The sequence below is a fragment of the Marinobacter confluentis genome, from assembly GCF_004785685.1.
Taxonomy (GTDB): domain Bacteria; phylum Pseudomonadota; class Gammaproteobacteria; order Pseudomonadales; family Oleiphilaceae; genus Marinobacter; species Marinobacter confluentis.
The window spans coordinates 253,544-278,739 of sequence record NZ_SRPF01000002.1; the positions used below are offsets into that span (position 1 = coordinate 253,544).

Annotated in this window: 21 protein-coding genes; 12 read left to right on the forward strand and 9 right to left on the reverse strand. The window is 51.9% G+C overall.

Annotated elements, in window-relative coordinates:
- Positions 1-3: 3 nt before the first annotated feature.
- The 4 genes from rfbH to E5Q11_RS06650 are packed head-to-tail and all read right to left on the reverse strand — an operon-like array spanning position 4 to position 4,210.
- Entirely contained in the window at positions 4-1,317 is a 1,314-nt protein-coding gene (gene rfbH, locus E5Q11_RS06635; protein WP_135802632.1) for a lipopolysaccharide biosynthesis protein RfbH, read from the reverse strand.
- A gap of 39 nt (positions 1,318-1,356) precedes the next feature.
- Positions 1,357-2,424 (reverse strand): CDP-glucose 4,6-dehydratase, encoded by a 1,068-nt coding sequence (rfbG, locus tag E5Q11_RS06640; RefSeq protein ID WP_135802633.1) that lies wholly within the window; start codon positions 2,422-2,424, stop codon positions 1,357-1,359.
- A gap of 4 nt (positions 2,425-2,428) precedes the next feature.
- Positions 2,429-3,202 carry a glucose-1-phosphate cytidylyltransferase gene (rfbF, locus tag E5Q11_RS06645; protein ID WP_135802634.1) on the reverse strand — a complete coding sequence of 258 codons (774 nt, stop codon included), beginning with the start codon at positions 3,200-3,202 and terminating at the stop codon, positions 2,429-2,431.
- Between the two features lie 18 nt (positions 3,203-3,220).
- Complete coding sequence (locus E5Q11_RS06650) at positions 3,221-4,210, reverse strand: FAD-binding oxidoreductase (protein ID WP_135802635.1); 990 nt, start codon at positions 4,208-4,210, stop codon at positions 3,221-3,223.
- Positions 4,211-4,538: 328 nt separating this feature from the next.
- Here E5Q11_RS06650 and E5Q11_RS06655 point away from each other — a divergent pair, with 328 nt between their 5' ends.
- Both E5Q11_RS06655 and E5Q11_RS06660 read left to right on the forward strand, forming a co-directional pair.
- Entirely contained in the window at positions 4,539-5,435 is an 897-nt protein-coding gene (locus E5Q11_RS06655) for a glycosyltransferase family 2 protein (RefSeq protein WP_135802636.1), read from the forward strand.
- 69 nt (positions 5,436-5,504) lie between these two features.
- Complete coding sequence (locus tag E5Q11_RS06660; RefSeq protein ID WP_135802637.1) at positions 5,505-6,623, forward strand: glycosyltransferase; 1,119 nt, start codon at positions 5,505-5,507, stop codon at positions 6,621-6,623.
- A 10-nt stretch (positions 6,624-6,633) separates the two neighbouring features.
- Here the strand turns inward: E5Q11_RS06660 and E5Q11_RS06665 are convergent, their stop codons facing one another.
- The 5 genes from E5Q11_RS06665 to E5Q11_RS06685 all read right to left on the reverse strand — a co-directional run bounded on the left by E5Q11_RS06665 (position 6,634) and on the right by E5Q11_RS06685 (position 12,781).
- Positions 6,634-7,707, reverse strand: a complete 1,074-nt coding sequence (locus tag E5Q11_RS06665; protein ID WP_135802638.1) for a UDP-N-acetyl glucosamine 2-epimerase — start codon at positions 7,705-7,707, stop codon at positions 6,634-6,636.
- A gap of 13 nt (positions 7,708-7,720) precedes the next feature.
- Positions 7,721-8,596 (reverse strand): glycosyltransferase family 2 protein, encoded by an 876-nt coding sequence (locus E5Q11_RS06670; protein ID WP_135802639.1) that lies wholly within the window; start codon positions 8,594-8,596, stop codon positions 7,721-7,723.
- 51 nt (positions 8,597-8,647) lie between these two features.
- Positions 8,648-10,612: a tetratricopeptide repeat protein gene (locus E5Q11_RS06675; protein WP_135802640.1), complete on the reverse strand. Its 1,965-nt coding sequence runs from the start codon at positions 10,610-10,612 to the stop codon at positions 8,648-8,650.
- A gap of 51 nt (positions 10,613-10,663) precedes the next feature.
- Complete coding sequence (locus E5Q11_RS06680) at positions 10,664-11,098, reverse strand: pilin (RefSeq protein WP_210426293.1); 435 nt, start codon at positions 11,096-11,098, stop codon at positions 10,664-10,666.
- Between the two features lie 1,227 nt (positions 11,099-12,325).
- Positions 12,326-12,781 (reverse strand): pilin, encoded by a 456-nt coding sequence (locus tag E5Q11_RS06685; RefSeq protein WP_135802642.1) that lies wholly within the window; start codon positions 12,779-12,781, stop codon positions 12,326-12,328.
- A 335-nt stretch (positions 12,782-13,116) separates the two neighbouring features.
- Here E5Q11_RS06685 and pilB point away from each other — a divergent pair, with 335 nt between their 5' ends.
- The 10 genes from pilB (at position 13,117) to E5Q11_RS06735 (ending at position 25,118) form a co-directional block, all read left to right on the forward strand.
- The gene (pilB, locus tag E5Q11_RS06690) at positions 13,117-14,835 is read left to right on the forward strand and encodes a type IV-A pilus assembly ATPase PilB (RefSeq protein WP_135802643.1); all 1,719 of its coding nucleotides are present in this window, start codon (positions 13,117-13,119) and stop codon (positions 14,833-14,835) included.
- A gap of 5 nt (positions 14,836-14,840) precedes the next feature.
- Complete coding sequence (locus tag E5Q11_RS06695) at positions 14,841-16,058, forward strand: type II secretion system F family protein (RefSeq protein WP_135802644.1); 1,218 nt, start codon at positions 14,841-14,843, stop codon at positions 16,056-16,058.
- 4 nt (positions 16,059-16,062) lie between these two features.
- Complete coding sequence (locus tag E5Q11_RS06700; RefSeq protein ID WP_135802645.1) at positions 16,063-16,938, forward strand: prepilin peptidase; 876 nt, start codon at positions 16,063-16,065, stop codon at positions 16,936-16,938.
- Positions 16,938-17,558, forward strand: a complete 621-nt coding sequence (gene coaE / locus E5Q11_RS06705; protein WP_191964421.1) for a dephospho-CoA kinase — start codon at positions 16,938-16,940, stop codon at positions 17,556-17,558. Before E5Q11_RS06700 ends, coaE begins: the two co-directional genes overlap by 1 nt.
- Positions 17,559-18,659 (forward strand): hypothetical protein, encoded by a 1,101-nt coding sequence (locus tag E5Q11_RS06710; protein ID WP_225314862.1) that lies wholly within the window; start codon positions 17,559-17,561, stop codon positions 18,657-18,659.
- Positions 18,660-18,714: 55 nt separating this feature from the next.
- Positions 18,715-19,461: a tRNA (N6-threonylcarbamoyladenosine(37)-N6)-methyltransferase TrmO gene (gene tsaA / locus E5Q11_RS06715; RefSeq protein WP_135802646.1), complete on the forward strand. Its 747-nt coding sequence runs from the start codon at positions 18,715-18,717 to the stop codon at positions 19,459-19,461.
- A 73-nt stretch (positions 19,462-19,534) separates the two neighbouring features.
- Positions 19,535-21,883, forward strand: coding sequence for a response regulator (locus tag E5Q11_RS06720; RefSeq protein WP_135802647.1), 2,349 nt, complete (start codon positions 19,535-19,537; stop codon positions 21,881-21,883).
- 31 nt (positions 21,884-21,914) lie between these two features.
- Positions 21,915-22,103 (forward strand): DNA gyrase inhibitor YacG, encoded by a 189-nt coding sequence (gene yacG, locus E5Q11_RS06725; RefSeq protein WP_135802648.1) that lies wholly within the window; start codon positions 21,915-21,917, stop codon positions 22,101-22,103.
- 95 nt (positions 22,104-22,198) lie between these two features.
- Positions 22,199-22,753, forward strand: a complete 555-nt coding sequence (locus tag E5Q11_RS06730) for a YfaZ family outer membrane protein (protein WP_135802649.1) — start codon at positions 22,199-22,201, stop codon at positions 22,751-22,753.
- Between the two features lie 124 nt (positions 22,754-22,877).
- Positions 22,878-25,118: a hypothetical protein gene (locus E5Q11_RS06735; protein ID WP_135802650.1), complete on the forward strand. Its 2,241-nt coding sequence runs from the start codon at positions 22,878-22,880 to the stop codon at positions 25,116-25,118.
- Positions 25,119-25,196: the final 78 nt, after the last annotated feature.

Sequence of the window (25,196 nt, forward strand, 5' to 3'; positions counted from 1 at the left end):
CACCTAAAAATTGACCCCGAAAAACTCTTCCAGCTTCTCGCCCACAAAATCAAAGTGCTCCTGACCTAACGACGGCTGCAAGCCCAGCCAGAATGTTTGGTTCATGGTGCGGTCGGTATTGATCAGGTTCCCGACCACACGGTATTCCAGATTCTGGAAATAAGGCTGGCGAGTTAGGTTACCTGCAAACAGCAAACGCGTGCCGATCTTGTGTTGGTCAAGAAACTTGAGAAGGTCCACACGCTTTACGCCGGCGCTTTCTTTCACTGTGACAGGGAATCCAAACCATGAGGGTTCGCTATTGGGGGTTGCTTCAGCGACTTCGAGGAAGTCGCCCAGGCTCGCAAGTCTTTCTTTGAGTAGCTTGAAATTCCGCCTTCGGGTAGCAATGAACTCAGGCGCTCGATCCAGCTGTGCCAAACCGCAAGCTGCCTGCATGTCGGTAATTTTCAGATTGTATCCGAGGTGCGCGTAAACATACTTGTGATCATACCCGTGCGGTAAGGTGCCGAATTGCTGGCCGAAACGATTGCCACAGGTGTTATCGCAGCCAGGCGCACAATAGCAGTCACGGCCCCAATCGCGAAATGACTCAGCAATCATTTTTAACTGGGGGTTATTGGTGAATACAGCTCCACCTTCTCCCATTGTAATATGGTGCGCTGGATAAAAGCTCAGCGTAGCAATATCGCCCCAGGTGCCTACCATTTGCCCAGCAAAGGTTGCACCCAGGGCATCGCAACAGTCTTCGACCAACCAAAGGTTGTACTTTTTACACAGCGCCTTCACTTTGGTGAGGTTGAACGGGTTACCCAAAGTGTGGGCAAGCATAATCGCTTTGGTTTTTGGCGTGATCGCATTTTCAATAAGGTCAGCATCAATATTATGAGTTTTACCCTCAACGTCTACGAAGACCGGTACTGCTCCAAACTGAACTATCGGGTTAACCGTCGTGGGGAACCCCGCTGCAACACCGATGACCTCATCACCCTTTTTAATAGCCCGCTCGCCGAGCTTTGAAGACGTTAAAGTACTAAAAGCAACTAAGTTAGCTGAGGAACCCGAGTTAACGGTTATCAAGTGATCCACACCAATAAATTCAGCAAGTTTTTGCTCGAACTCCTTATTGAATCGGCCTGTGGTCAGCCAACCATCAAGCGAAGCGTTAACCATCAGCTGCAACTCTCGCGCACCAATCACTTTACCAGAAGGTGGGATTGCCGACTCGCCTGGTACGAAAGTCTTGGGCGCCAAGGCTTTGGCAGCGTACTTCTCAACGAGTGTGTTTATTTCTTCCCGAATGCTTTCGAGTGTCATGGGTCGCCTGCATTACATTCTTTGACGTGAGTGTTTGGCTCAATGAGCTTGGTACTGTTCTATCTGATCCAGTGTTATTTGGCGCGCATCGCCTTGGCCGAGCCACCACTGATGCCATTCGACGATCATCTCTAATGCTTTAGCCAGCGGCCAGCGCGGCTGCCACTCCAGAATGCAGTTGGCTTTAGATACGTCCAACTTCAACAACTGAGCTTCATGGGGTTGCGGGCCCTCGTCCAACTGCCAACTGGCTCCCTCTCCCCAATGCTTAACCATGTGGCCTAGTATCCATTCTACAGGCTGAACATCTTCATCCTTTGGGCCAAAATTCCAGCCTTCAGCAAAAGCTTGTCCTTCTGTGTACAGTTTTTCGGCTAGCACTAGATATCCACTGAGTGGTTCCAAAACATGCTGCCAAGGCCGAACTGCAGAAGGGTTCCGAATGACAACTGGCTGGCCTCGCTCGAAAGCTCTAAGGATATCGGGAATCAGACGATCATCTGCCCAGTCTCCACCGCCAATGACGTTGCCGGCACGTGCCGAAGCTACTGAGGCTGAGTCTGGTTTGTTAAAAAATGAGTTTCTATAAGCAGCCGTCACCAGTTCAGAGCAACCTTTGCTGTTGCTGTATGGGTCATGCCCGCCCATCGCTTCATGTTCCCTATATCCCCAAATCCATTCGCGGTTTTCATAGCACTTGTCAGTGGTAACGTTAACGATCGCTTCAAGACTTGGGCAGTGACGCGCCGCTTCAAGCACATGCACGGTTCCCATCACGTTGGTACTGTATGTTTCAACTGGCTCCCGATAAGAAAAACGCACCAGAGGTTGCGCAGCCATGTGAAACAGGATGTCAGGATTAAAAGCTTTCATAGCATTTGAAACTGCTGCGAGATCGCGGATGTCGCCAATTTCTGATTCCATACCCTCAGCCACCTTAGCCTCGTTAAACAGTGCGGGTGCGGTGGGGGGCTCGAGTGCAAACCCCTTAACTTGGGCTCCCATGCTTTGAAGCCACAGCGATAACCAACTGCCTTTAAAGCCTGTGTGTCCGGTTACAAACACCTTTTTACCGCGCCAAAAAGCGGCATTAACCGATGAAACCATTTGCTTATTCCCAGTTTTGCCAGGGAGCCCTGCCGCTTTCCCAAAGCTCTTCAAGCAGGTGTTTGTCTCGCAAAGTATCCATGGGTTGCCAGAAACCATGGTGCTCATATGCCATGAGTTCACCATCTTCCGCCAGATTCATCAGTGGGGCCTGTTCCCATACGCTGGAATCGTCTCTCAAGTAATCAAGTACCTTTGGCGATAACACGAAAAATCCGCAATTTATCATGGCACCATCGCCTTTAGGCTTTTCTTTAAAGCTCATTACCTGGTGTTTTTCGATATCCATTGCTCCGAAACGACCCGGCGGATAGGTTGCAGTAAGAGTCGCGGCCTTGCCATGTTCGTTGTGAAAACGAAGTGTGTCACCGATATTAATGTCACCCACACCATCACCATAGGTAAAACAAAAAGCTTTTTCGTCCTTGACATATTTGGCGACGCGGCGCAAACGCCCGCCCGTCATAGAATCCTCACCAGTATCAACCAATGTAACGTTCCAGGGCTCAGCCCTTTTATTGTGTACTTCCATTTTATTGTCACGCATATTAAAGGTGACATCAGACATGTGCAGAAAATAATTGGCGAAGTACTCTTTTATAACGTAACCCTTGTAGCCACAACAGATCACAAAGTCATTGACACCGTGCATTGAATACATCTTCATAATATGCCAAAGAATGGGCTTACCGCCGATCTCGACCATTGGCTTCGGACGTATACTGGTTTCTTCACTCAGACGCGTACCCATGCCGCCTGCCAAGATTACTGCCTTCATCGGTCCTCCAGCATTGAATTAGTCTGAGCTTACGAACGACTCATAATAAAATTGATTTGCGGCGAGGCCCGCCGATATGAATTGCGTCCGGGCATCATGAATCATGGCTTCTGAACCGCAAGCATAGACTACCGCGTCCCCTAGATCTAAATCGTTACTTAATGCCGCCTGCTGCACGTACCCTGTTAGCCCCTTCCATTCGGGCGAGCGAGACAGTACCGGAATATAATGGACTTGGAGGTCGGAGAACTCTGGTCTCCAATAGAGGTCCTGCTCCGTCCGTCCTCCCCAATAAAGATGAATACTGTTATAGGTATTGAGCCTAGGTGATGCTGATAGCTGTTCGAGAATCGCCTTCAGCGGCGCAATGCCCGTGCCAGTCGCCAAAAGGATTAGTGTTGAAGCCTTTGTTTTTCGTAGACAGAAAGTTCCGAGTGGGCCCTCGATGCGTAATAAATCGTTCGCCCTGGCCCTGTTAAACCAGTAGTCACTCATCTGTCCGGCTTCAACTTTTCGGATTTGTAACGTAACTGTTCCATCATCTCGGGGGGCGTTGGCAATGGAGTAGCTTCGCCGTATCCCATCTTCTCCGATTACGTTGACGTACTGGCCAGGTAAGTATTCCAGAAAACTACTAGGTGGCGTGCGCAGAGTCACCGCAATTACATCATCCGCGAGCAAGTGAATCTGATTAATGCGACACGGTAAAATTTTTGCCTTTAGTCCGCCTAGACTCTCCAGACTCTCAATATCGAGTTGTACATCTGTTGTGGCGCTTCGACAGCAAGTGAGAATAAAGCCATTTAACATCTCATCCTCTGACAGAGAGGCTTCCGGCTTAATGGCCTTAGTCAACCCTCGAGCAACCTTGGCTTTACAGACTCCACAGCGACCACTGCAACAACTATGCTCCAGCGCAACATCTTGGCTTCGGGCAGCTTCAAGAATTGATTGATCTGATTCCGCCGCAAAACTGATTCTGTCTGAGAGTGTTACCGTATTTGCCATATTGGATATTGTTACCCCGAACTGCTCTGATTTGCAGCCTCATTCAGCGTAAGGTTCGCTCTCAACGCACTATTGCGCAAGTTACCTGCTACCGCCCCACTTCCAAACGAAGTATCCTGCCTCACCAATCAGACGAAACCCTAACACGAAAACAGTCTGGCCCCACTAAAAATGGATCAGCGGACCGTGAACAACGAACGAACCGAGAAACTAAGACGTATCCGATTCGACTTTTCTTTAGTACGATAAAGTCTGAACGATGATATCTGGCTCCGAGCCTATCTAGTTTGATCACAACACGTACTTGTGATTTTTACGCAGGACATCCATGCACCATCGAACAAAAAGCAGCCTGCCTTTCGTATCGGTAATTATTCCAACGTTTGAAGATTGGGACCGGCTCGAAGTATGCTTGGGGGCATTATCTTTACAAACCTACCCTCAATCATGCTTTGAGGTACTTGTAGTCAACAATGCTCCTGATGAACGAATCCCTACTTTTCCTATATGGCAAAACGTCCGAATCCTTCACGAAACCCGCCCTGGTTCCTATGCTGCAAGAAATAAGGGGCTTGCGCTAGCCAAAGGACAAATATTTGCTTTCACTGACTCCGACTGCAATCCCAAAAGCGAATGGATCGAATCAGCCGTGGAAGTTCTGATTGGCCGCCCAGACGTTGACTTTGTAGGCGGGAAAATTGATCTTTATTCCATAGCCGACCAGCCGAACTGCTGTGAAATTTACGAAAAAGCATTTGCTTTTCCCCAGCATGAAATTCTTGAAGGTCGACCATACTCAGTTACCGCAAACATGTTCGCGCGAAAAACTGCTTTTGACAAAGTTGGTCCTTTCAAGGGAGAGGCTTATTCTGGAGAGGATGTCAGATGGGGAGAGCGAGCCGTTGAATCTGGTCTAACAATTTGTTATTCGGAACACACAGTTGTCAGTCACCCGGCAAGAAATACACTACGAGAAATATTGAGAAAAAAGGCGCGAACTGCAGGCGGGCTATATGCGTCGATTCCAAATAAATTACAAATCCCAATGATAGTAATTTCCGGTTTTTTGCCTCCCCTACATAGGTATTTAAAGATTTCATCGAATCGAAATCTTACACTCAAAGAAAAATTAATCGCTTTATCTTTAGAATATTTTTTCAGAATTTTTCGGTCAACGATTTTTTTATTTTTTATTTTAAAAATTAAGAATCCAGAAATTCGCTAAATATTTTAAATAAATCTGGAGATAAATTCCTCCGATATTATTTTACGCTTCGACTTTGGATCTTTGAAAATGAATCGAAATTATAAAGATATTAAATTAATTTTCCATCACCCTCGACCGATTAAGGAAAATGGAACTTCGGGCAGTGAAGTTCGTCCTTATAAAATGCTGAAAGCTTTTAAAAACCTTGGCGCCTCCGTTGTAGAGGTTACCGGTACGATTAATGAACGAAAATCGAAAATGAAACAAGTTAGAAAAAGGCTAGATGAAGGTGAAATTTTTGACTTTGTTTATGCGGAGAATCTTACAATCCCCTATGCCATGTCGGAATCGCATCGCCTGCCGTTGAACCCTTTCATAGATCATAAGTTTCTCGACTTCTGCAGCTCCAAGGGCATACCAGTGGCGCTTTTCAATCGGGATGTTTATTGGCGAGATTCTTCCTATCGAGAAATGCTCCCTTGGTGGGGGAGAGCCATCACTGTTCCGTTGTACTGGTTTGACTGGTTATATCATACCAGGTACCTTAGCACGCTCTATCTCCCTTCTGAGGCGATGGCTAGGGTGTTACCTTATATTGAAAAATTCAAGAAATTAAGGTACTTACCACCAGGTACTGAAATTTTCGATGATTCGCCCGAAACAAAAAATGCAAAAACATTTCGCGTTTTCTACGTAGGCGGGATTAAACCACCAACGTATAACCTTAGACCTTTATTTAAAGCGATTGGGCAAGCAAAAAGCAATATTACTCTCACTGTTTGTTGCCGAGAAAAAGAATGGGAAGAAGTGAAATCCCACTATCTACCTTACGTTACAGACTCTATTAAAATTTTGCATCGTTCAGGGAGTGAAATTCCGTCACTTTACAACCAGAGCGACCTTTTTTCTATTGTTCGAAGTGACGGAAGTTATCTCGAGAGATCAGTGCCCATCAAAGTTTACGAATCAATTGGGTTCGCACTACCAATATTATGTTCGCCTGGTGGAGAAACTGCACGGATTGTTGGCGAGGAAAACTTAGGGTGGGTTGAGAGCGAGGAAAAAATCGCTCATTTTCTCGAGAAACTTTCTAAAAATCCTGCAATGCTCGAAGAGAAGCGGAAACATCTAAAGACAATACGACGAAAACACACTTGGGAAGCGAGAGCTATCCAAGTGTGCGAGGAGATGCTAGTTAAAAATTGAAAAATTAGGACTAATAAAAAGATTCTAAATGGTCAACAATTATATCTGACGGCGATTGAGCTCCGAATATGCTTTCTTTTCTATATTTTGAAAGGTTTTGAAAAAACTCTGAAATAACTTGGCTATCATAATTTGAAATCACGACGTTTCGTCCAACCCCTTCAGCTCGTTCAGTTGCCCTTCTCATTACGAGGCACGGAAGCCCAAGATAGCTGCTCTCTTCTTGATTGCTTCCCCCGTCGGTTAACAAAAATTTCGCGTTGGCCAACAAACCTGAAAAGTCAAAATATCCCATCCTTTTTCTCAACTCAATATTAGGCTGAGCTTCCAATTCGCTGTATAGCGACAAGTCCCGAAGCCGCTTCTCCGTAGGAGGGTGCATCATGAACATAACCCGATATTCTTTAGAAATATCGATTATTTTTTCTACGATCCAGCCAAGTCGCTCAGTATTGAATATGTTCTCGTAGCGGTGCAATGAAACAATTCCAAACTCAGGTAAACTGAAACGCACTGAGGCCTTAACCGCAAGTCTCGTTGCATCCAGCATTGTGTTGCCCTGAGTATTGGTCGTTATTTTCTTCAAATTTGATACATTCGCGACAGCCGATTCGTCGGGGCAGTAAAGAATACTGGCTAGCCTAAAGGTTGCGAGCCTGATCAGTTCTTCCGGAAATGGATGCCATATATTAAATGATCGCAACCCACTCTCGATATGAGCACACTGAAAACCCATCCGTCTGGCCGCCAACGCGCCTGCCAGTGTCGATAGTGTATCTCCATGGACAAGCACGACATCGCTCGCCCCTTTTGGACGACCAGCCCAGCAGGGTGAGTTTTTTCCTGTTTGTGTTAAGCAAAGATATAACCACTTTGGAACCTGAGACTTCGATTTTATGTCCGGCCCATTCGTAACGTAATGATCCGGGGGCTTAATTTGGAAATCAGAAATAATGTCAGATATGGTCTCCTGATGTTGCCCGGAATGTACGAAATTATACGATATGCCACGATCCGCGAGGATCTTCATTATAGGCGCCATTTTTATTAATTGCGCTTTGGTGCCTAGAAAAATATGAATCATATTGGCGCCTGTTTTATTTTTCGCCTTTATCGGAATCTTTATCAGAGCTAATGTAAAGAAGTGATGTGATCTGCTCTGATACCAACCCGACAAGAAAAATCATCAAAGAAGTTGTAAGAAGAAGTGCACTCATATTTGTAAAACGGTTCTCTGTGATAAAGGTGTATCCATAATATCCAGCGCCAAGAAAGAAAAAAGCGAAAGCGAGAGGTACGAATAGCTTTAGAGGCGAGTAAAGCGTACCTATTTTGAAGATGATGAGCAGAAACCGAACGCCATCTCGTATCGGTTTTATATGGCTTTTGCCCTCCCGCTGGGCCGTATGAATGGGTTCATAAGCGACAGAATATCCTGCTCTGAAAAAAGCCATAGTTGATGTGGTAGGATAAGAAAATCCATTAGGCAAAAGACTCAGGAACTGAAGAAACATTTCCCTTTTCACAACTCTGAAACCAGACGTGAGGTCTTCAACTTTCTGGCCAGTCATATAACTGGCCAGCCGATTGTATAACGAGTTCGCTAGGCCTCTCCCAACGCTCGCCTGCGATCCTGCCTGGCGTGCTCCCACAACCATATCGTAGCCTTGGCCGAGTCGCTCCAGGAGCCTGGCGACATCCTCTGGAGAATGCTGTCCGTCCGCATCCATAAAAACAATGGTATCTCCCGCGGCTGATCTCGCGCCACTTTTAATGGCTGCACCGTTTCCTTTTGAATAAGGATGGCGCACGACTTTTGCTCCGAGTTCTGATGCAATATCACCAGTGCCATCGGTTGAGCCGTCGTCGACTATAATGATCTCATCCAGGGCATCCAGTGCCTGTAAGCCTTTTATTAACGCAGGGATTGAGCCCGACTCGTTTTTAGCGGGTATGACAACAGATACGCCCATCAGGTCATTTAGCCTCTGTAAGTTCTAATGCATTTGAGCTTGCTGACTAGCTCAGTCTTCACCTGCTGGTCCAGCGCTTGCAATATCCTGCTCAACAACATCGATGAAGTGCTTCACATCCTTCAACTGAGGGGACTCAACCGCTGCCCTGCCTGTCACCTCTCCAGATTCCAATCGCTTCTCTACGAACTTGGCGTCTTCCAGTGCCTGCTGGTAAAGGCCTGCACTGGCCTTATACGAAGCAATATTCATCCGCATATGAAGAGATGAGCGGGACTCAAGGGCTTCATTCAATAGCTCGAGGGCTCGCTGTTGCTCCCCAGCCCTTAAGAGCACGAGACCATGATAGTAATGTAAATGCGCGTACGCCAAATTTCTTCTAGATGTATAGTCGGAACTCTCGAGTAAGGCCCCGGTAATGTCCCGAGCATCAGCCTGATTCACTCCTTTACAGTTCGGATCGCCAGATCGGGTCAAAAGACTGCTTAGAAGGTTAAAATCGGTATGCCTGTAGGGCCCTGTGCGAGCAAGTGCTTTCACGCTGTCTAGGTCGTTATTTTTTACACCACCTGTCACACATTGCACCAGAACCTGAGTGAGCCTAAGCCTGAAATTGTCTGGGATGCGTTCAGAGGCCTGATTCAGAAGTTCTCTTGAGTCAGCGGGTCGGCCATAAGAAAAAAGCATTTGCGCTGCTTCAGTCTGAGATCTGACCGAAGTCGGATGTTTCGTCGCCCAGACCATAGTCAGATGCTGATAGTTACCCCACAGACTTGCGGCAAAATATGTCAGGCTGGCCAGAACCAGCACCGTCACAATACTGGCGGAGACCTTCAGGGCTGGCCGCAAGTTATTTGCTGTCCAGGCTATGACAGGCAGTAAGATAAATACGCTTCCCAAGTACACACGGTGGTCAAATTTCATCTCAAGTCCAATTGTAGTGGACTCGATGGCAAGAGACGCGAAATAGAACAAGATCACGAATGACAGAACCGGCCATTCGCTACGCTTCCACAGCGCCATTAGAATCAATCCGACAACCATTACTAGAGCGGGCAACGTGATTACAGGAGATAGAATACTTTTGCTGACGGTAATGTCATCGTAGAAGATCTGACCGCCTGATACCGAAGGTGAGAGCCAACTGAGCAGATAGGACAGCGTAACGCGAAATTGGGTGAGGAGTCGCTGATAAGGTGAAAAATCACGGGTAGCATAATCCTGAAACCAGCCCGCTGAGAACGGCCCTTTTAGGAGCATGTAGGCAAGGACTAATGATGGTACGACAAATGCTAGCCACTTCCATGCTCTATTCAACGGCGGGAAGCTAGCGTTTGATTTTATAACGGTCGCTTCCAGACAGAGTATGAGAACCGGTAGAACAGCCCCGTTTTCTTTAGAGAAAGTCGCCAGAATTGTAAAAATACCAATGGAAAGTGTCATACCGGCGTATGCTGCCATTGGCTTCCCAGGAAGCATCTTCCTGAAGTAAAGATAACTAATCATCCCTAGTAGACAAAACATGGCGGACAACATGGCCATGCGCTGGACAACGTACATTGTTGTTGAGATCAGATACGGATGAAGCAACCAAAGGCTGGCTACGATAAAAGCGAGCCAGAGAGACCTCTTTAGCGCAAACCTCCCAAAAACTTGAAGGATCTGAAACGCCAGCACAAAAACCAGTGTTCCATTGAACAAGTGAAACAAAAGGTTCGTGTGCTTGAATCCGGCCGATGGTGCGGGCCAATTTGTAGCATCTAAAAGAAAGGTCAGCAGGGAAATCGGTCTGCCAGTAGGTCCGGAAAAACCACCAAAAACGAAGGACTTGAATGTCTCCCAGTCAGTAACTCCACCGTAGAGCCCAAGGGACTTAAGATTTCCGTAATCGTCAAAAAGGAACGGTCCACTCAGCGCTGGTGAGTAAACAAAATACCCGAGCACAAGAATGACAACCCAGCAGAAAGCGATTAACAATAATTGAGAGCCAATTGATTGCAGCTTTTCATCGAACACAAAGAGTTCTCTTGGCTTAAAGTTACATGAAGTATGGATTTCCACAGGTTTTCAGCGGCAATTTGACGGCAAATACTCGAGATCCAATGAGGAAGACCGGCAAACCCATTGGATACTTCCGGCAGAGGTTACGGCAGACACTTCAAGAATATCGCCAGAGATTTTCTGATTAACGTCTTTTCCATAGGTAACCTGAATAACACCAAAACCACCGGCCGCCCCTCCGTCTACAGAAGAAACATATCGCCCAACCAGCGCATTGGCTAAAGGGAGTCCAACAGAAGCATTTGTAGAGGGAAAGTTACCTCGCTGGTCGTAAAACTCAGCGATGGCCGTTTTAGAACCTGAAGCAAGGCTTAAACCTTCAGAAACCTGAGCTCGGATGGTAAACTCCTCATAAACTGGCACCGCAATTACTGTCATTACGCCGATTATCGCAACAACAATCATCAATTCGATTAGCGTAAATCCTTCAAATTTTCCCAAGACACCTCTCCAATCACGGACAACCCAATAATTTTGACGCATAAGTTATGCCACAATTATAGTCATTAAATTCAGTCGTCTGGATCTACAACGAACAGAAATTTGCAAATCCGGTCAGCGAAAGGGTCACATTTTGTCGACAAGCGTCAGTATTGGTCATGGCAGTCAAACAGAATATAACAAAGCTCGCCACTGGAAGTTTTGTAAAAACTCAATTTACAAAGCCTCTTGAAATGCCAATCACTATGCCCTGGATGTTGCCTGGGGCGTTTTTGCGTGTAATCAATAACTTTTCTGGAAATTCTTGCCAGTACGCTGGTTGCTCATGGCCCGATTCAAGGCACTGCTAAATCTTACTCGGGCGATGGAAAATTTCGGACCTGTTCACCATTGGAGTGACCTGCTTCGGCAACGACGCTTTCCAACGCACCCGCCATCGCCTCACGCGTCTCTTATTTAATCGGCTCTAGCTGCGGGTCATCGCCGCTCTTCTAGTTTAGTTGGTGATGAACGATCGATTGACGTGCTGCATCCACTGCATTCTGCGCGTTTTCGTTCACTACTATTGCGTACCGGCCAGACTTCATCATTCTAGCGTACGGTTGAGTGAGGCTAAACTGGCCTTTCTCCTCTTGCACCAAAGTCTTGAGCTCATCCTTCGAAGCGGCAAGCATAGAAGGATCCCGACCGATTCGAAATTGGTGCCATCAATGGCTGCCAACTGGCCACGACTTAGTATCGCCTTAATGCAGAGGACAATGAACTGACGACACACCTTATTGATCGCATTACCATTTTCCTGATTAAGGGAGTCAGCAATGGTCTCGAAGGCTTGGACTACCCACCTCATTTATCAAAGCACTCCCCAAATAAGATGACATTCCTTTTGAAGTCTTCTGGCGCTTCCGGGTCTGATTGAGGCGTGCAAAAATGTATAGCTTGAGCAAGTCGCCTAACTGACAGGAACGGCTAACCGTGTGGGCAGTCGCCTTACTGAAGCCAATTTCGGACAGATTTAACGAAGCTTTAAAGGTATCAGCGATGCTACCCGGTTGACTTTAAAGTGAGGAATTTTCAACTATCGACACGAACAGCAGCGTCTGACCGATTAAGATGCCCTCCAGCCTTATCATAAAAAAACCGCGAGCTATGTCGCGGTTACAGTACCGATGTTGGAGGCTGATCTCACAACCTCCAATTGACAGATACTTTCTTACTCAAACTACCTTAACGGCAATTTGTTGGCAGATACTTGGCTTCAAGATCTGTTCCTGCACGACAGGCCCACTGAATACTACCTGCAGACGTCACTGCTGACACTTCCAGGATGGCACCGTCAATCTGGGCGTTAACGCTCTCGCCATAAGTGACTTGAATGATGCCGCCGCTGCCACTGCCGGTCTCAACTTGGGACACATAAGAACCAACGATATTAGCCGGATCCTGCAGACCCAGAGACTCGTTGGCAGCGCCAGCGCCAGTGCCTGACGGGAACCGACCGGTCTGGTTGTAGAATTCAGCCATAGCCGTCTTGGCACCAGAAGCCAGGCTCAAACCTTCAGAAACCTGCGCACGGATGGTGTAGTCCTGGTAAGCAGGAATAGCAACCGCCGCTAGGATGCCAATGATCGCAACAACGATCATCAGTTCGATAAGCGTAAAACCCTGTTGAACTCTTTTCATCGTGAATCTCCACATTCTTGTAAGTCATACTCCGGAAAGGGAGTAGCCTGCACAGACTGAAGCATGTCTTGTGCCAACTACACCTGCAATCCTGCATGCATCATATAATCAACCAGATAGCCATTGATACGTCATAATAGGCTACTCGTCACTATCCCGTGAAGGTGTCATTGAATGTCATTGGGTGACATTTTTCGTCACCTGCTTTTTTGCGACAGATCAGGTCAGCGGGCAACTTTTAGCTCGCTCGCTTTCCAAAAGCAGGCCTTCCATCTAAACTCTGGTAAGTTTTCAAATCACGATTTCAGCAACTTAGGCGGCATTGTTAATCACCTATGGCTACTGACAAAAGCAACGTAACGCTGACCGGACTTGCCCGTCGATTTGTGGATGACGGGCTGCTGGACGAGTCCACCGCAAAGGATGCCTTTATACAGGCCTCCCAGAACAGGATTCCGCTGATCACCTATCTGGTACAGAACAAGCTTGCCAGCAGCAGCGGACTGGCGTTTTCGGCAGCGATGGAATTCGGCGTTTCGGTTCTGGACCTCGGCGCCTTCATGCCGGAGATGATGCCGGAGAAGGTCGTTGACGAGAAACTGATTCGCAAGCACAACGCCCTACCCCTGTATAAGCGGGGCAACCGGCTGTTCATTGCGGTTTCTGACCCGACCAATATTCAGGCCCTGGACGAGATCAAGTTCAACACCGGTCTTAGCACCGATGCCGTGCTGGTCGACGATGCCAAATTGCGTGAAGCCATCGACAAGTATCTTGAGTCTCAGGATACGACGATGGGTGACCTGGACGATTCGGACCTCGAAGGCATTGAAACCGAAGGCGGCGACCAGGAAGACGACGGTGCGGTTGTCGCTGCCAGCGATGTCGACGATGCGCCAATCGTAAAGTTTGTGAATAAAATGCTGCTGGATGCCATTCGCGGCGGCGCCTCGGACGTTCACTTCGAGCCCTATGAGAAAACTTATCGGGTGCGCTATCGCACGGATGGCATTCTGAAAGAAATGTCCCGGCCTTCGATCAAACTGGCGCCGAAGATTTCCGCCCGGATAAAGATCATGTCCCAGCTCGATATTTCCGAGCGGCGGGTGCCCCAGGATGGCCGGATCAAGATGAAGCTGTCCAAAACCAAGGCTATCGATTTTCGGGTGAACACGCTTCCAACGCTCTGGGGCGAGAAGATCGTTCTGCGGATTCTGGACCCGAGCCAGGCGAAGATGGGCATTGATGCCCTGGGTTATGAAGACGATCAAAAACAGCTGTATATGGATGCACTGGTTCAGCCTCAGGGCATGATTCTGGTGACCGGCCCAACGGGTTCGGGTAAAACCGTATCTCTTTACACCGGCCTGAACATTCTGAACACCCCTGAGGTAAACATTTCCACGGCAGAAGACCCAGCGGAAATCAACCTTGAGGGCGTAAACCAGGTCAACGTAAATAACAAGGTGGGCCTGGGCTTTGCGGAAGCACTCCGTGCGTTTCTGCGGCAGGACCCGGACGTCATCATGGTCGGTGAGATCCGGGATCTGGAGACCGCCAATATTGCGATCAAGGCGGCACAGACCGGTCACCTGGTTTTGTCTACCCTGCACACCAACAGCGCGGCAGAAACCCTGACGCGGATGATGAACATGGGCGTTCCCGCCTTTAACATCGCAACGTCTGTCAGTCTGATCATTGCCCAACGTCTTGGCCGCCGGCTCTGCAGTGCCTGTAAAGAGGCGGCAGATGTCCCCCAGGACGTACTTTTGAAGGAAGGGTTCACACAGGAACAAATTGATACAGGCTTCACGTTGTACCGTCCAAAAGGCTGTGATAAATGCAATGGAGGATATAAAGGCCGCGTCGGTATTTATGAGGTGGTCAAGATTACGGAGAATCTGGCCAGCATGATTATGGAAGAGGCCAGTTCCATCAAAATTGCAAAGCAGGCTGAGGCCGAAGGCTTCCGAAACCTGAGAAAATCCGCCCTTCGCAAAGTCATCGAGGGTGTGACCAGTCTTGAGGAAGCCAACCGCGTGACGAAGGATTAAGCAGCATGGTGCAGAAAGTAGAAAAACTTCAGGCGTTTGTCTGGGAAGGTAAAGACCGCAAAGGCAACAAGTCCAAGGGTGAGGTGTCTGGCACTAACCTGGCACTGGTCAAGGCTCAGCTTCGTAAGCAGGGCATTATCCCGGACAAGGTCAAGAAAAAGCCTAAGCCGCTGTTTGGCGGCAGCAAGAAGGTCACCCCTTTTGACATTGCCATGTTCACCCGGCAAATGGCGACGATGATGAGGGCCGGTGTGCCGCTGGTTCAGAGTTTCGACATTGTGACGGACGGCCTTGAGAACCAGGGCCTTCGTGAGCTCATTTCTGCCGTCAGGAACGATGTTGCATCAGGTACCAGCTTTGCCAATTCGCTAAGGCGCCATCCGAAGCATTTTGACGACCTCTACTGCAACCTGGTCGATTCAGGCGAGAAAGCCGGTGCGCTGGAAACCATGCTGGCCAGGATTGCGACTTATCTCGAGAAAACCGAGATTCTCAAGAAAAAAGTAAAAAAGGCAATGACCTACCCTATCGCAGTTATCGTGGTGGCCATTGTGGTAACCGCTATTCTGCTGGTTAAAGTTGTGCCCCAGTTCGAAAGCCTTTTCCAGGGGTTCGGCGCTGACCTTCCGGTTTTTACCCAGTTCATTATCGGGATATCGGAATGGATGCAGAAGTGGTGGTTCGTGGTATTGCTCGGGATCGTCGGGTCCATTTTCCTGTTCAAGGAAGCCAAACGCCGGTCCCAGAAATTTTCTGATGTGGTCGACCGGTATGTTCTAAAACTTCCGATTGTCGGCGAGATACTGGACAAGTCGGCTGTCGCCAAGTTCGGCCGGGTACTGTCCACAACCTTTGCTTCCGGTGTTCCCCTGGTTGATGCCCTGGAATCGGTGGCTGGTGCCACGGGTAACGCTGTTTACCGGGATGCGGTTCTTAAAATCCGTGACGATGTATCCAGCGGTACCCAGCTCCAGGCGTCCATGAAAACAACAGGCGTGTTTCCGGTAATGGCAGTCCAGCTCACGTCCATCGGCGAAGAATCCGGTAACCTGGACGAAATGCTGGAGAAGGTCGCTGATCACTACGAATCCGTGGTGGACGACATGGTCGACAACCTCACCGCCCTGATGGAACCCATGATTATGGCCGTTCTGGGTGTACTCGTAGGTGGCCTCATCATCGGCATGTACCTGCCAATCTTCCAGATGGGTCAGGTCGTCTGACGGGATGCCAATGTTCGACACGCTGTTCGCAACGCCGTGGCTACTGTTCACGGTGGTTGCTTTTGTCTCTCTCTGCATAGGCAGCTTCCTGAATGTCGTCATCCTGCGCCTGCCCAGGATGATGGAGCAGGACTGGCGCTGCCAGTGTGAGGAATTCCTGGAACTGCCGGAGGGCCAGAAGAAGCCGGAGGAGCCAGTCACCCTGTCCTCCCCTGCGTCAACCTGCCCTTCCTGCGGCCATCGAATAAAGCCCTGGGAAAACATTCCGGTCATCAGCTATCTGCTGCTGAAGGGTAAGTGCTCGTCCTGCAAAACCGGCATTTCGCCCCGTTATCCTATTATTGAGGCAGTCACAGCCCTGTTCTCGCTGATCACAGTGATGATCATCGGACCGAGCTACGCCGCCCTCTGGGCACTGCTGCTGGTATGGGCACTGGTGGCGCTGACGGTGATTGATTTCGACACCCAGTTGCTGCCAGACAGCATGACCCTGCCACTGATGTGGCTGGGTCTGGTGCTCAATTACTTCAATACGTTCACCGATTTCAGTAGTGCTTTCTGGGGGGCGGTTGCCGGCTACCTGTCGCTCTGGTCCGTTTACTGGCTGTTCAAACTGGTCACGGGCAAGGAGGGCATGGGCCATGGGGATTTCAAACTGCTGGCTGCTCTTGGTGCCTGGCTGGGCTGGCAGCTTCTGCCTGCGGTGATTCTGCTCTCCTCCGTGGTGGGTGCCATTGTCGGCATCAGCCTGATTGTCTTCCGGGGTCAGGGCCGTGAAGTACCGATTCCCTTTGGCCCCTACCTGGCGGCTGCGGGCCTGCTGAGCCTCTGGTTTGGCGCGGAGATTCAGGCCGCCTGGTATGCCTACCTGGGGCTCTGATGGAAGGCCCTATTCACGTTGTTGGTCTAACCGGCGGCATAGGTTCTGGTAAATCCACAATTGCGCGCTTGTTTGCGGAACACGGCGTACACTGGGTGGATGCCGATGACGTAGCCCGTGAAGTTGTGGAGCCAGGCACACCAGCGCTGGACGCCATTGCCGCACATTTTGGCGACCATATTCTTCAGCCAGACGGAGCCCTGGACCGGGGCGCGTTACGCGCCCTGATTTTTCAGGATGAGAACCAACGAAAGTGGCTGGAGCAATTGCTGCACCCGCTGATTCGCGAATCAATGATCCGGCAGCTTCACCCGAAAAACTACCCATTGCCCTATACCCTTCTGGTATCGCCACTGCTTCTGGAGACTGATCAGCACGAACTGGTTGAGCGGGTGCTGGTTATCGATGTTCCCGTTGAGGTACAGATCGAACGAACCCGGGCCAGAGACGGCAATTCCCGGGAGCAAATTCAGCGTATTATTGATGCTCAGCTGTCACGGGCTGACCGGCGAAGCAAGGCAGACCATCTGATCGACAACGCCTCGGGCATTGAGCAGGCAAAGGCGCAGGTCGCTGCCATTCACGCTCAATTAACAACGGAATTTCAACGGACAGCCTGATTGACCCTATCTGACCTTCTGCGATGTGTCTGTGACTGGCCGAAGCTCATCGCCGCACTTGCGATGGCAATCGCGACCGTCACCCACGGCGCCCAGACCCCGCCGGTCACTATCGACAGGGAAAACCCCGAGCTTCTGCCCGAAGACCTGCCCGCTTCTTTTTACAACTTTGCACCGGATGAGTACTGGCGTGAACCCAGGGATTCCTATTGGCTCAGTTTCTCAAACTGGGTCATCCAGCAGGAGAGGACCCAGGGCCAGCGCATCCAGTCCCTCGGCGAATGGGCCGACCGCACGCTATCCGGAAGCCAGCAGGCGCTACCCGGCAATGAGAGTTATGTTCGCCTTGGCTTCGCCACCGAATCAGAATACGGCGACCCGGCACAGTTCGACCCCGAGGTGAAATTCCGCCTGGAACTTCCCACAGTCGAACATAAACTCCGGCTGGTCGTGGAGAGCGAAAGTGACGAACTGATTCCTCTGGAAGAGCGCCGGCGAATCCGCCAGATTACCAACGAAGAACGAAGCGAAACCCAGGCCACCGGCGCCTTGCGGGTGCTGTCCAGTGTTGGTGACGCCATCAACCTGAGTAACGATGTCGGCGTACGGCTGCGGATTCCCGCTGACGCCTTCTGGCGGGCGACGGCCGAGAAGCGCTGGGATGAAACCGGGTCCCCGTGGAACTTTGCGGTCAAGCAGCGCCTTTATTACTTCCATCAGGATGGCTGGGGCGCCCGAAGCTCCTTCGGCGCCGGACGGGACCTGGGCAACGGGTGGCAGGGTCTGCTGGCGTCTGAACTGGAATGGCTTCACGACGATCGGAAATTCGTGTTTTCCCAGGTGCTCAGCAGCTATAAACGGCTGAACAACCGCGCCACCATCAACCCCCGGCTGGGCCTGATCGGAGAAAGCCAGCCAAACTGGCGCCACACCAGCCTGTTTGCCGACCTGACCTGGCGTTATCGAATTCACAATGACTGGCTGTTCGGTGAGATTATTCCGGCGGTGGAGTTCCCCAGATCTGAGAGTTTCAAAGACCGTGGCTCACTGATACTCAGGATCGAACTCTATTTTTCTGGCAGTATTGATCGCGTCTGGTAGGCTGCTTTGAACATTTTCCCGGCGACTGCCCCAACCACCAAACCGTACCCAGATTATGAGCAGACACCCTGCCCGGCCCGCTGGCGAGGCTCTCACATTAACCCCCATTGCCATTACCCGGTCCTGTTTCCGGGACAAGTTTGCTGTGCCCCGTCAGCCGGGCCTGACCCGACACGCCCACGCGCAACTGGTGATTGAGCCACCCTACAACCGCGAAGATGCGTTCAGGGGCCTGGAAACCGCCAGCCATCTATGGCTGATTTTCCAGTTTCATGAAGCCGTGCGGGCGGAGTGGCGCCCGGTAGTTCGGCCGCCGCGGCTGGGCGGAAATCGCAAGATGGGTGTGTTTGCAAGCCGGTCGCCGTTTCGCCCGAACAGCCTGGGGCTGTCCGTGGTGCGCAACCAGGGACTGGGCCGCGATGATCAGGACAACCTGGTCCTCAAAATCAGCGATCATGACCTGATCGAGGGTACGCCCATACTGGATATCAAACCCTACCTGCCCTTCGCCGACTCAGTCCCTGAAGCGGGCCTGGGCTGGGCGGAATCGGCGCCCACAGACAGGTTGCCGGTGCAGTTCTTGCCAGAGGCCGAGCAGCAGCTTGCAGCACTACCTGCCAATCAATATCCGTGCTTCAGAGGCCTGATTGAAGACGTCGTCAGTTACGACCCCCGCCCATCCTTTCGCCGCGGCCGTGAGGAGGACCGGGTTTACGGCGCCCACCTGTACGATCTGAACGTTCGTTTCCGGTTTGTGCGGGAAAATTCTGTCGAACGTGTCCAAGTGCTGACGGTCTGTTAGACTGCGGAATAGTTGCTTTGACGGTTGCTTTCCCGACTTTTGCGACGCTTCTGATGACACAGGGAATCGTGCCTTGCCCCCGATCCGGTTTGACAGACGCATAGGTATTCGGCCACTGGCGGCCCGGCTGCTGGTGTACGTTCTGCTGTTCAGCGTTTTACTGTCGCTCGCGGCCACCGGCGTGCAGATGATTGGCGAGGTCGACCGGCGCACCAGCGAGCTGCGGGACACCCAGGAAAAGGCCGCAGAACTGGTGGCTGGCAGCATGAGCAACAACCTCTGGCTGATGAACTACTCAGAAGTGGCCAACAGCCTGGATGACATGCGCGCGATTCCGGCCATCCAGCACGCCCGCGTCATTACCGCCAGCGGCGACGAGTTCAGCACCGGCACTTATCCTGACGGCCGGGTAATCACCCAGACCTTTCCACTGGTGTTCAACCGTGATTCCGCCACAAACCAGGAGCCCATGGGTAACCTGACCGTTACCTCGTCAATCGAAACGGTCTACGCCGAGATTCTGGACCGCGCGCTGATCACCCTGCTATTCCAGTCCCTGTTCGTGATGCTTGGCACTCTGGGGCTATTGCTGATTGTTCGGTTTACCCTGTCGCGGCACCTTGAAGCCATCGCCGATTACGCCGCCCGCCTGAATCTTGATGCACTGATCGAACCGCTGCGACTGAAGCGCCGGCCGCCGGCCAAAAGCGATGAGCTCAGTGAACTGGAGCAGGCCCTTAACACCATGCGCCTGCAGCTGCTGGAAGACACCCTGTCGCTCCGCCAGAACTCGGCCCAGTCCCAGGATGAAAGAGACGAAGCCGTTCGTGCCAACCATGCCAAAAGCCAGTTTCTGGCCAATGTCAGCCACGAACTACGTATTCCACTGCAATCCGTACTGGGGTACGCAAACCTGCTGTCAGACACCCCGCTGGATGCCGACCAGAAAGAATACGTTCACACCCTGCTGAACGCTTCGGAGGGACTGTCCTCGATCATCAATGACCTGCTGGACATCTCCAGCATGGAAGCCGGCAAGCTTGTGCTGGAAAATATTCCCTTCGATCTGCGGGATACCCTCAACGATCTGGTTCACATGCTCGGTGCCCGGGCCCGGGAAAAGGGCCTGGCCCTGGAACTGAGGATCGATGAAAACCTGCCCTGGGCCATGGAAGGGGACCCGGTCCGGCTACGCCAGGTTCTGCTGAACCTGACGTCCAACGCCATCAAGTTCACTGACTCTGGCCACGTGCTGATCAGCATTGAGGTGCTGGGACGACGGGAGAACACGGTCAGGCTGCGAATGTCCGTCGAGGACACCGGCGTCGGTATTAATCCGGAAGACGTTGAGCTGGTGTATGAACCCTACGTTCAGCTTGGCCAGCGGTTTCAGCGCCAACTGCCAGGGGCCGGACTGGGCCTGACGATTTCACGTCAGCTTGTCCGCCTGATGGACGGCACCCTCGATCTGGAGAGCCGCCCAGGGGAAGGCTCCACTTTCTGGGTGGAACTGTCCCTTGCCGTTGCGCCCGAGAGCACCGCTCAGAGCCGTCCTGATACCAGCATGATCCGCGGCAAACGCATTCTGGTGGTGGATTCCTATGAGCTGTCACGGAAAATAACCCTGGAAATGCTGTCACGGCATGATCTCAGCATTGAAGCCGTGAAGTCCGCTGGCGATGCCCTGACCTCCATGAGACAGGCCGCAGACGCCAACGCCGCCTATGACGCCATTGTTCTGGACGGCTTTGTGCCGGATATGGACAGCGACCTGCTTTGCCGCCAGATTAGAGGCAACCGACAGTGGGAGCACACCCGCCTGCTGATCCTGTCTTCAAATCCCCAGCGTGGGGACGCCGAACACTTTCGCCAGGCCGGCGCCGATGCCTTTCTGAGCAAATCACTGCGGGAATCCTGCCTGACTCCAATCCTTCACCAGCTGTTTGCCGACGCCGTCAAGAATAAACGGGTCTTTCTTACCCGCTTTTCGCTGCAGAAAGTCAGCGATAATACCCGGCGCCAGGAATTGCCCTGCGGGCGCATGAAAGTGCTGTTGGTCGAAGATAACCCGGTTAACCGCACCCTGACTCAGCGGCTGCTGGAAAAACTGGGCTGTGATGTGATGACCGCCAACGATGGTGAAGCGGCTTCCAGCCTGTGGCAGTGGCACCCGTTCGACCTGATTTTCATGGACTGCGTGATGCCCCGTGTGGATGGCTTTGAGGCCACCAGGCGACTGCGTCAGTGGGAGATCAGCCAGGGCCGGCCCCGGGTGCCCGTGGTCGCACTGACTGCCAGCGCCATGGAAAAAGATGAAGAACTCTGTCGTGAGGCAGGAATGGACTCGTTCGTTGCCAAACCGGTAAACATTGAAATGCTCAGAGCAGTTCTGGAACAATACTGTCAAGCCACCTCATCCTGAGCCGATCAACGCTGTATCTGACAAGGGTTTTATGAACGTAGATTGCCCCACCTGCCGAAAGTCCGTGGAATGGAATGAAAATAACCCGTACCGACCGTTCTGTTCGGAAAGGTGCAAAATGATCGATCTGGGCGCCTGGGCCAACGAGGAATATCGTGTTCCGGCGGAAAACGCCTCACCGGATGACCTGGATCAGGGTGGCGAGACCACAAGCCACTAATGCTCAAACCCTTTCGGCTCCCTTAACCCGTTTTAAGTTGAGCGGCCTGCGGGGTGTCGTTACCATTTGCCAAACTCAAATTGAAAGGTAGTCGCATGAAAGCATCCCGTATTCCTCTGGTTCTGCTGTCGCTTGCCAGCCCCGCCGTTTTTGCAGCCGATGCGGACATCAGCCTGACCAACAACTCTGCCAAGGGCCAGGTCAACTTTTTCGAAACCACGTCGGATATGCAGCTGGGCGCCGGCTACACCTATCACGAAGGCAGCCGCCATATCGGCAACATCGATTTCCACGCCCAGGGCCGAACCGCGCTGGGGAATCTGCCCACAACAGCGGGCCTGGGTGTCCGGGCACTGGGATGGGAAGATGACAACCTGGACGGCGGCGCCGTGGGTCTTGGCGGCTTCGCCACCGTCAACATTCCGGATGCGCCCGGGCTTTCTTTCACCGGCGGCTTGCACTACGCGCCAAGCATCCTTTCGTTTGGTGATTCTGACGACATGACCAGCCTTGAGCTACGCGCCAACTATCGGGTTATCCGAAATGCCGAGGTTTTCGTGGGCTATCGTTACCTCAATACGGATTTTGACGGTCGCGGTGATCTGGATCTGGACGAAGGTCTGCTCGCCGGTATGAAGCTGTTCTTCTGATCCGCTGATCGGAAAACGGCCTCTAGTCAAGGAGTGACCGCGTCCCAGTCTTTGACGTGTCTCACTCTTTGAAAAACATCCCACTGATAGACTTGTCCCGGATTTCAGAAACCAAGGGTTTGGTATGACCAGGGACAAGTCTCAACCAGCATTTTTCCGATTTTCATCGGCTTCGCTTTTCACCCTCTCCATCCTGCTAACCGGATGCAGTCTCGACAACGACGCACTGGACGATGCCGCCAGCCGAGGCAACAGCTTTCCACCCGGTGAAAACTCACTGAACGATTTCTCCGAAAGCAGCACCGGCGATAGCAGCCAGTCTGCACAACTGGAAGCCAACCAGATCCGCGTAACCCTCGAAGTGCCGGAAGCGGTTGGTCCGGATGGTGAGAAAACCCGTCGAAACCTTCGCATTGTCGAACCCGAAAGCCTGGCCGTTTACCAGACCGATGAAAGTCTGCGGCCGCTGGATTTTCCATCGGTTCGCATACAGTCTGAAGGCAATAAGCGCTCGATCATCACCTTCAACGACGGACTGCCACTGGGGCCGGACGTCATTGTCGAGGCCAGCTACGGGGGCGAGAGACTGCGATCCCTGGCGGCTGATTCGGATCGGGACGTGAAGATCAACCCCTTCTCGGAATACCTTGCCGCAGAAACCCTGGGAGCTTATTCGCCGCAGCAGTTCCAGCAGATTCTGGATTGCGTCGATGACGCCGGCGGCTCCCTGTGCCTGAACAAGTATGTCTGGGGCACTTTGGCCGACCAGGTCCACGATTTCGAGATCGACATCCCCGCCACCCTGGACGTTCAGCAGGCCGTTGCTTTTCTGGATGAGCGCGCAGACTTTGCAAGCTATGTCGCTTCCATGGCGGATTACGCCCTGCTCGGGCAGGAGTCTTCCGGGCGCATCAGCGCCAGTTCCGCTGATTACAACACGGTGCTGTGGATTGCCGAGCTTGGCCAGACTTTCCGCGAGTCTTCTCTGGTGAATGCCGGGCAATGGGGCGTCCGGTCAGCGGCTGAAGAAACCGTCAGCGACACCAACGGAACCGGTTATTTCTACCCGGGCCTGACCCTGACCAGCTTCGACGTGTTCAATATTCTGGTGACCTCGCTGGCCAGTGACATCCCCTACAACCGGGAAACCCTGATCCACAGCGCCAGCAACGAGTTCTTCGAGCGCAACTTCTGGGAACTCAACACCCATTCATCCGCGCCAGGCGCCGCCACTATCGAAAACGATAATCGTCTGCTGGCAGGCCGGGCGCTTTTTCAGAGCATCACCGGAGAGGGTTCGTCCGAAATCATCGGCTGGACCCGTAACCCCTATTATCTGGACGCCTTCCTCCCAACAACGCAAGAGAATGACACACTGCCAGACCGCGTAGTCAGTGGCTATTTCACCGCCGGCAAGGCCATTGAACTGGTCTCAGAGAACCGGCAACTGAAGCGGGAAGCGACACTGGAGAATCATTACCTTTCTGTGCTGGAACTGAATCTTCTGCGGTCGGACAACTTTGACGCCGGCATTCTGGACAGCCGCGATTACAACGTGGTGTACCTGACCGCACAGATGAACGGCTGCTCGGCCCAGGGCTGTCCATCGGAAGTCATGGTTGTAGAGTCCGGCGTGGGCGACTGGGCGGTGTCTGCCGGCACGGTCACCCAGACAATGGCCTCCAGCGCCGTCAGCCGCAACAACACCGGCGCCGTAACCACGCGCGCACCGGCGGACAATCCGGGATTACGAGATGCCAGCTGGCTTATCAGCGAACGCCGTTCCCGGGTGTTCAGCGCTGGCGAAGGCCAGGCGCTGAAAAGCCTTGGCCGGTTGAACCTGGACCGGGACAGCGTCAGCGGCCCGGATGCAGAGCCTCAGATCGGCATGGGCGCCACCACGCCTGAAGGCACCTTCATGGCCTTCAATATCGACACGGCCAGTCTTGGCAAGGGCATTCTGATTGCCAGTGAACAGGCGGATTCCGCCAGACCAGACTCAGGTCGCTTCCGCCTGCAGGGTGTTGGCATGGCCATGGCGGCCGACTCAAACCGCCTATCCCATTTCGACAACGCCCTGCTCACGATCAACTCTCTGAGTACCGCCAGCCTGTCCCCGAACCAGCTCAACGTGGTGCATGATGTAAGCGCAGAAACCGTGTCAGAGCCCTCAGGCGAAACTTCAGGGCCGGTGTCGCTATCCTATTCCGGCGACAGCTCTGGAGCAGCCAGCTTCACTACAACCGGCCTGACACTGACCGGTTTCTACACCAGGGATCGGGACCAGTTCTATCTGCAGGTTCGCCAGAGTACAGCGAACGATGAATTGCTCGGACTGGTACTGGCGACACGGGTTCCCGACTGAATCTGCCAGTCCGGGAATGGGCCACAGGCGCAAAAGCGACGTAGACCCTGCTATAATTCCGACTGAATTCAGAACAAT

What these genes read in the sequence shown, in the direction of transcription:
- tsaA (WP_135802646.1), top strand. Translation starts at nt 18,715, where the DNA reads ATGAGCAGACACCCTGCCCGGCCCGCTGGCGAGGCTCTCACATTAACC.
- E5Q11_RS06730 (WP_135802649.1), top strand. Translation starts at nt 22,199, where the DNA reads ATGAAAGCATCCCGTATTCCTCTGGTTCTGCTGTCGCTTGCCAGCCCC.
- E5Q11_RS06695 (WP_135802644.1), top strand. Translation starts at nt 14,841, where the DNA reads ATGGTGCAGAAAGTAGAAAAACTTCAGGCGTTTGTCTGGGAAGGTAAA.
- E5Q11_RS06670 (WP_135802639.1), bottom strand. Translation starts at nt 8,596, where the DNA reads ATGGGCGTATCTGTTGTCATACCCGCTAAAAACGAGTCGGGCTCAATC.
- yacG (WP_135802648.1), top strand. Translation starts at nt 21,915, where the DNA reads ATGAACGTAGATTGCCCCACCTGCCGAAAGTCCGTGGAATGGAATGAA.
- coaE (WP_191964421.1), top strand. Translation starts at nt 16,938, where the DNA reads ATGGAAGGCCCTATTCACGTTGTTGGTCTAACCGGCGGCATAGGTTCT.
- E5Q11_RS06655 (WP_135802636.1), top strand. Translation starts at nt 4,539, where the DNA reads ATGCACCATCGAACAAAAAGCAGCCTGCCTTTCGTATCGGTAATTATT.
- E5Q11_RS06660 (WP_135802637.1), top strand. Translation starts at nt 5,505, where the DNA reads ATGAATCGAAATTATAAAGATATTAAATTAATTTTCCATCACCCTCGA.
- E5Q11_RS06665 (WP_135802638.1), bottom strand. Translation starts at nt 7,707, where the DNA reads ATGATTCATATTTTTCTAGGCACCAAAGCGCAATTAATAAAAATGGCG.
- E5Q11_RS06700 (WP_135802645.1), top strand. Translation starts at nt 16,063, where the DNA reads ATGCCAATGTTCGACACGCTGTTCGCAACGCCGTGGCTACTGTTCACG.
- rfbH (WP_135802632.1), bottom strand. Translation starts at nt 1,317, where the DNA reads ATGACACTCGAAAGCATTCGGGAAGAAATAAACACACTCGTTGAGAAG.
- rfbG (WP_135802633.1), bottom strand. Translation starts at nt 2,424, where the DNA reads ATGGTTTCATCGGTTAATGCCGCTTTTTGGCGCGGTAAAAAGGTGTTT.
- E5Q11_RS06650 (WP_135802635.1), bottom strand. Translation starts at nt 4,210, where the DNA reads ATGGCAAATACGGTAACACTCTCAGACAGAATCAGTTTTGCGGCGGAA.
- pilB (WP_135802643.1), top strand. Translation starts at nt 13,117, where the DNA reads ATGGCTACTGACAAAAGCAACGTAACGCTGACCGGACTTGCCCGTCGA.
- E5Q11_RS06735 (WP_135802650.1), top strand. Translation starts at nt 22,878, where the DNA reads ATGACCAGGGACAAGTCTCAACCAGCATTTTTCCGATTTTCATCGGCT.
- E5Q11_RS06685 (WP_135802642.1), bottom strand. Translation starts at nt 12,781, where the DNA reads ATGAAAAGAGTTCAACAGGGTTTTACGCTTATCGAACTGATGATCGTT.
- rfbF (WP_135802634.1), bottom strand. Translation starts at nt 3,202, where the DNA reads ATGAAGGCAGTAATCTTGGCAGGCGGCATGGGTACGCGTCTGAGTGAA.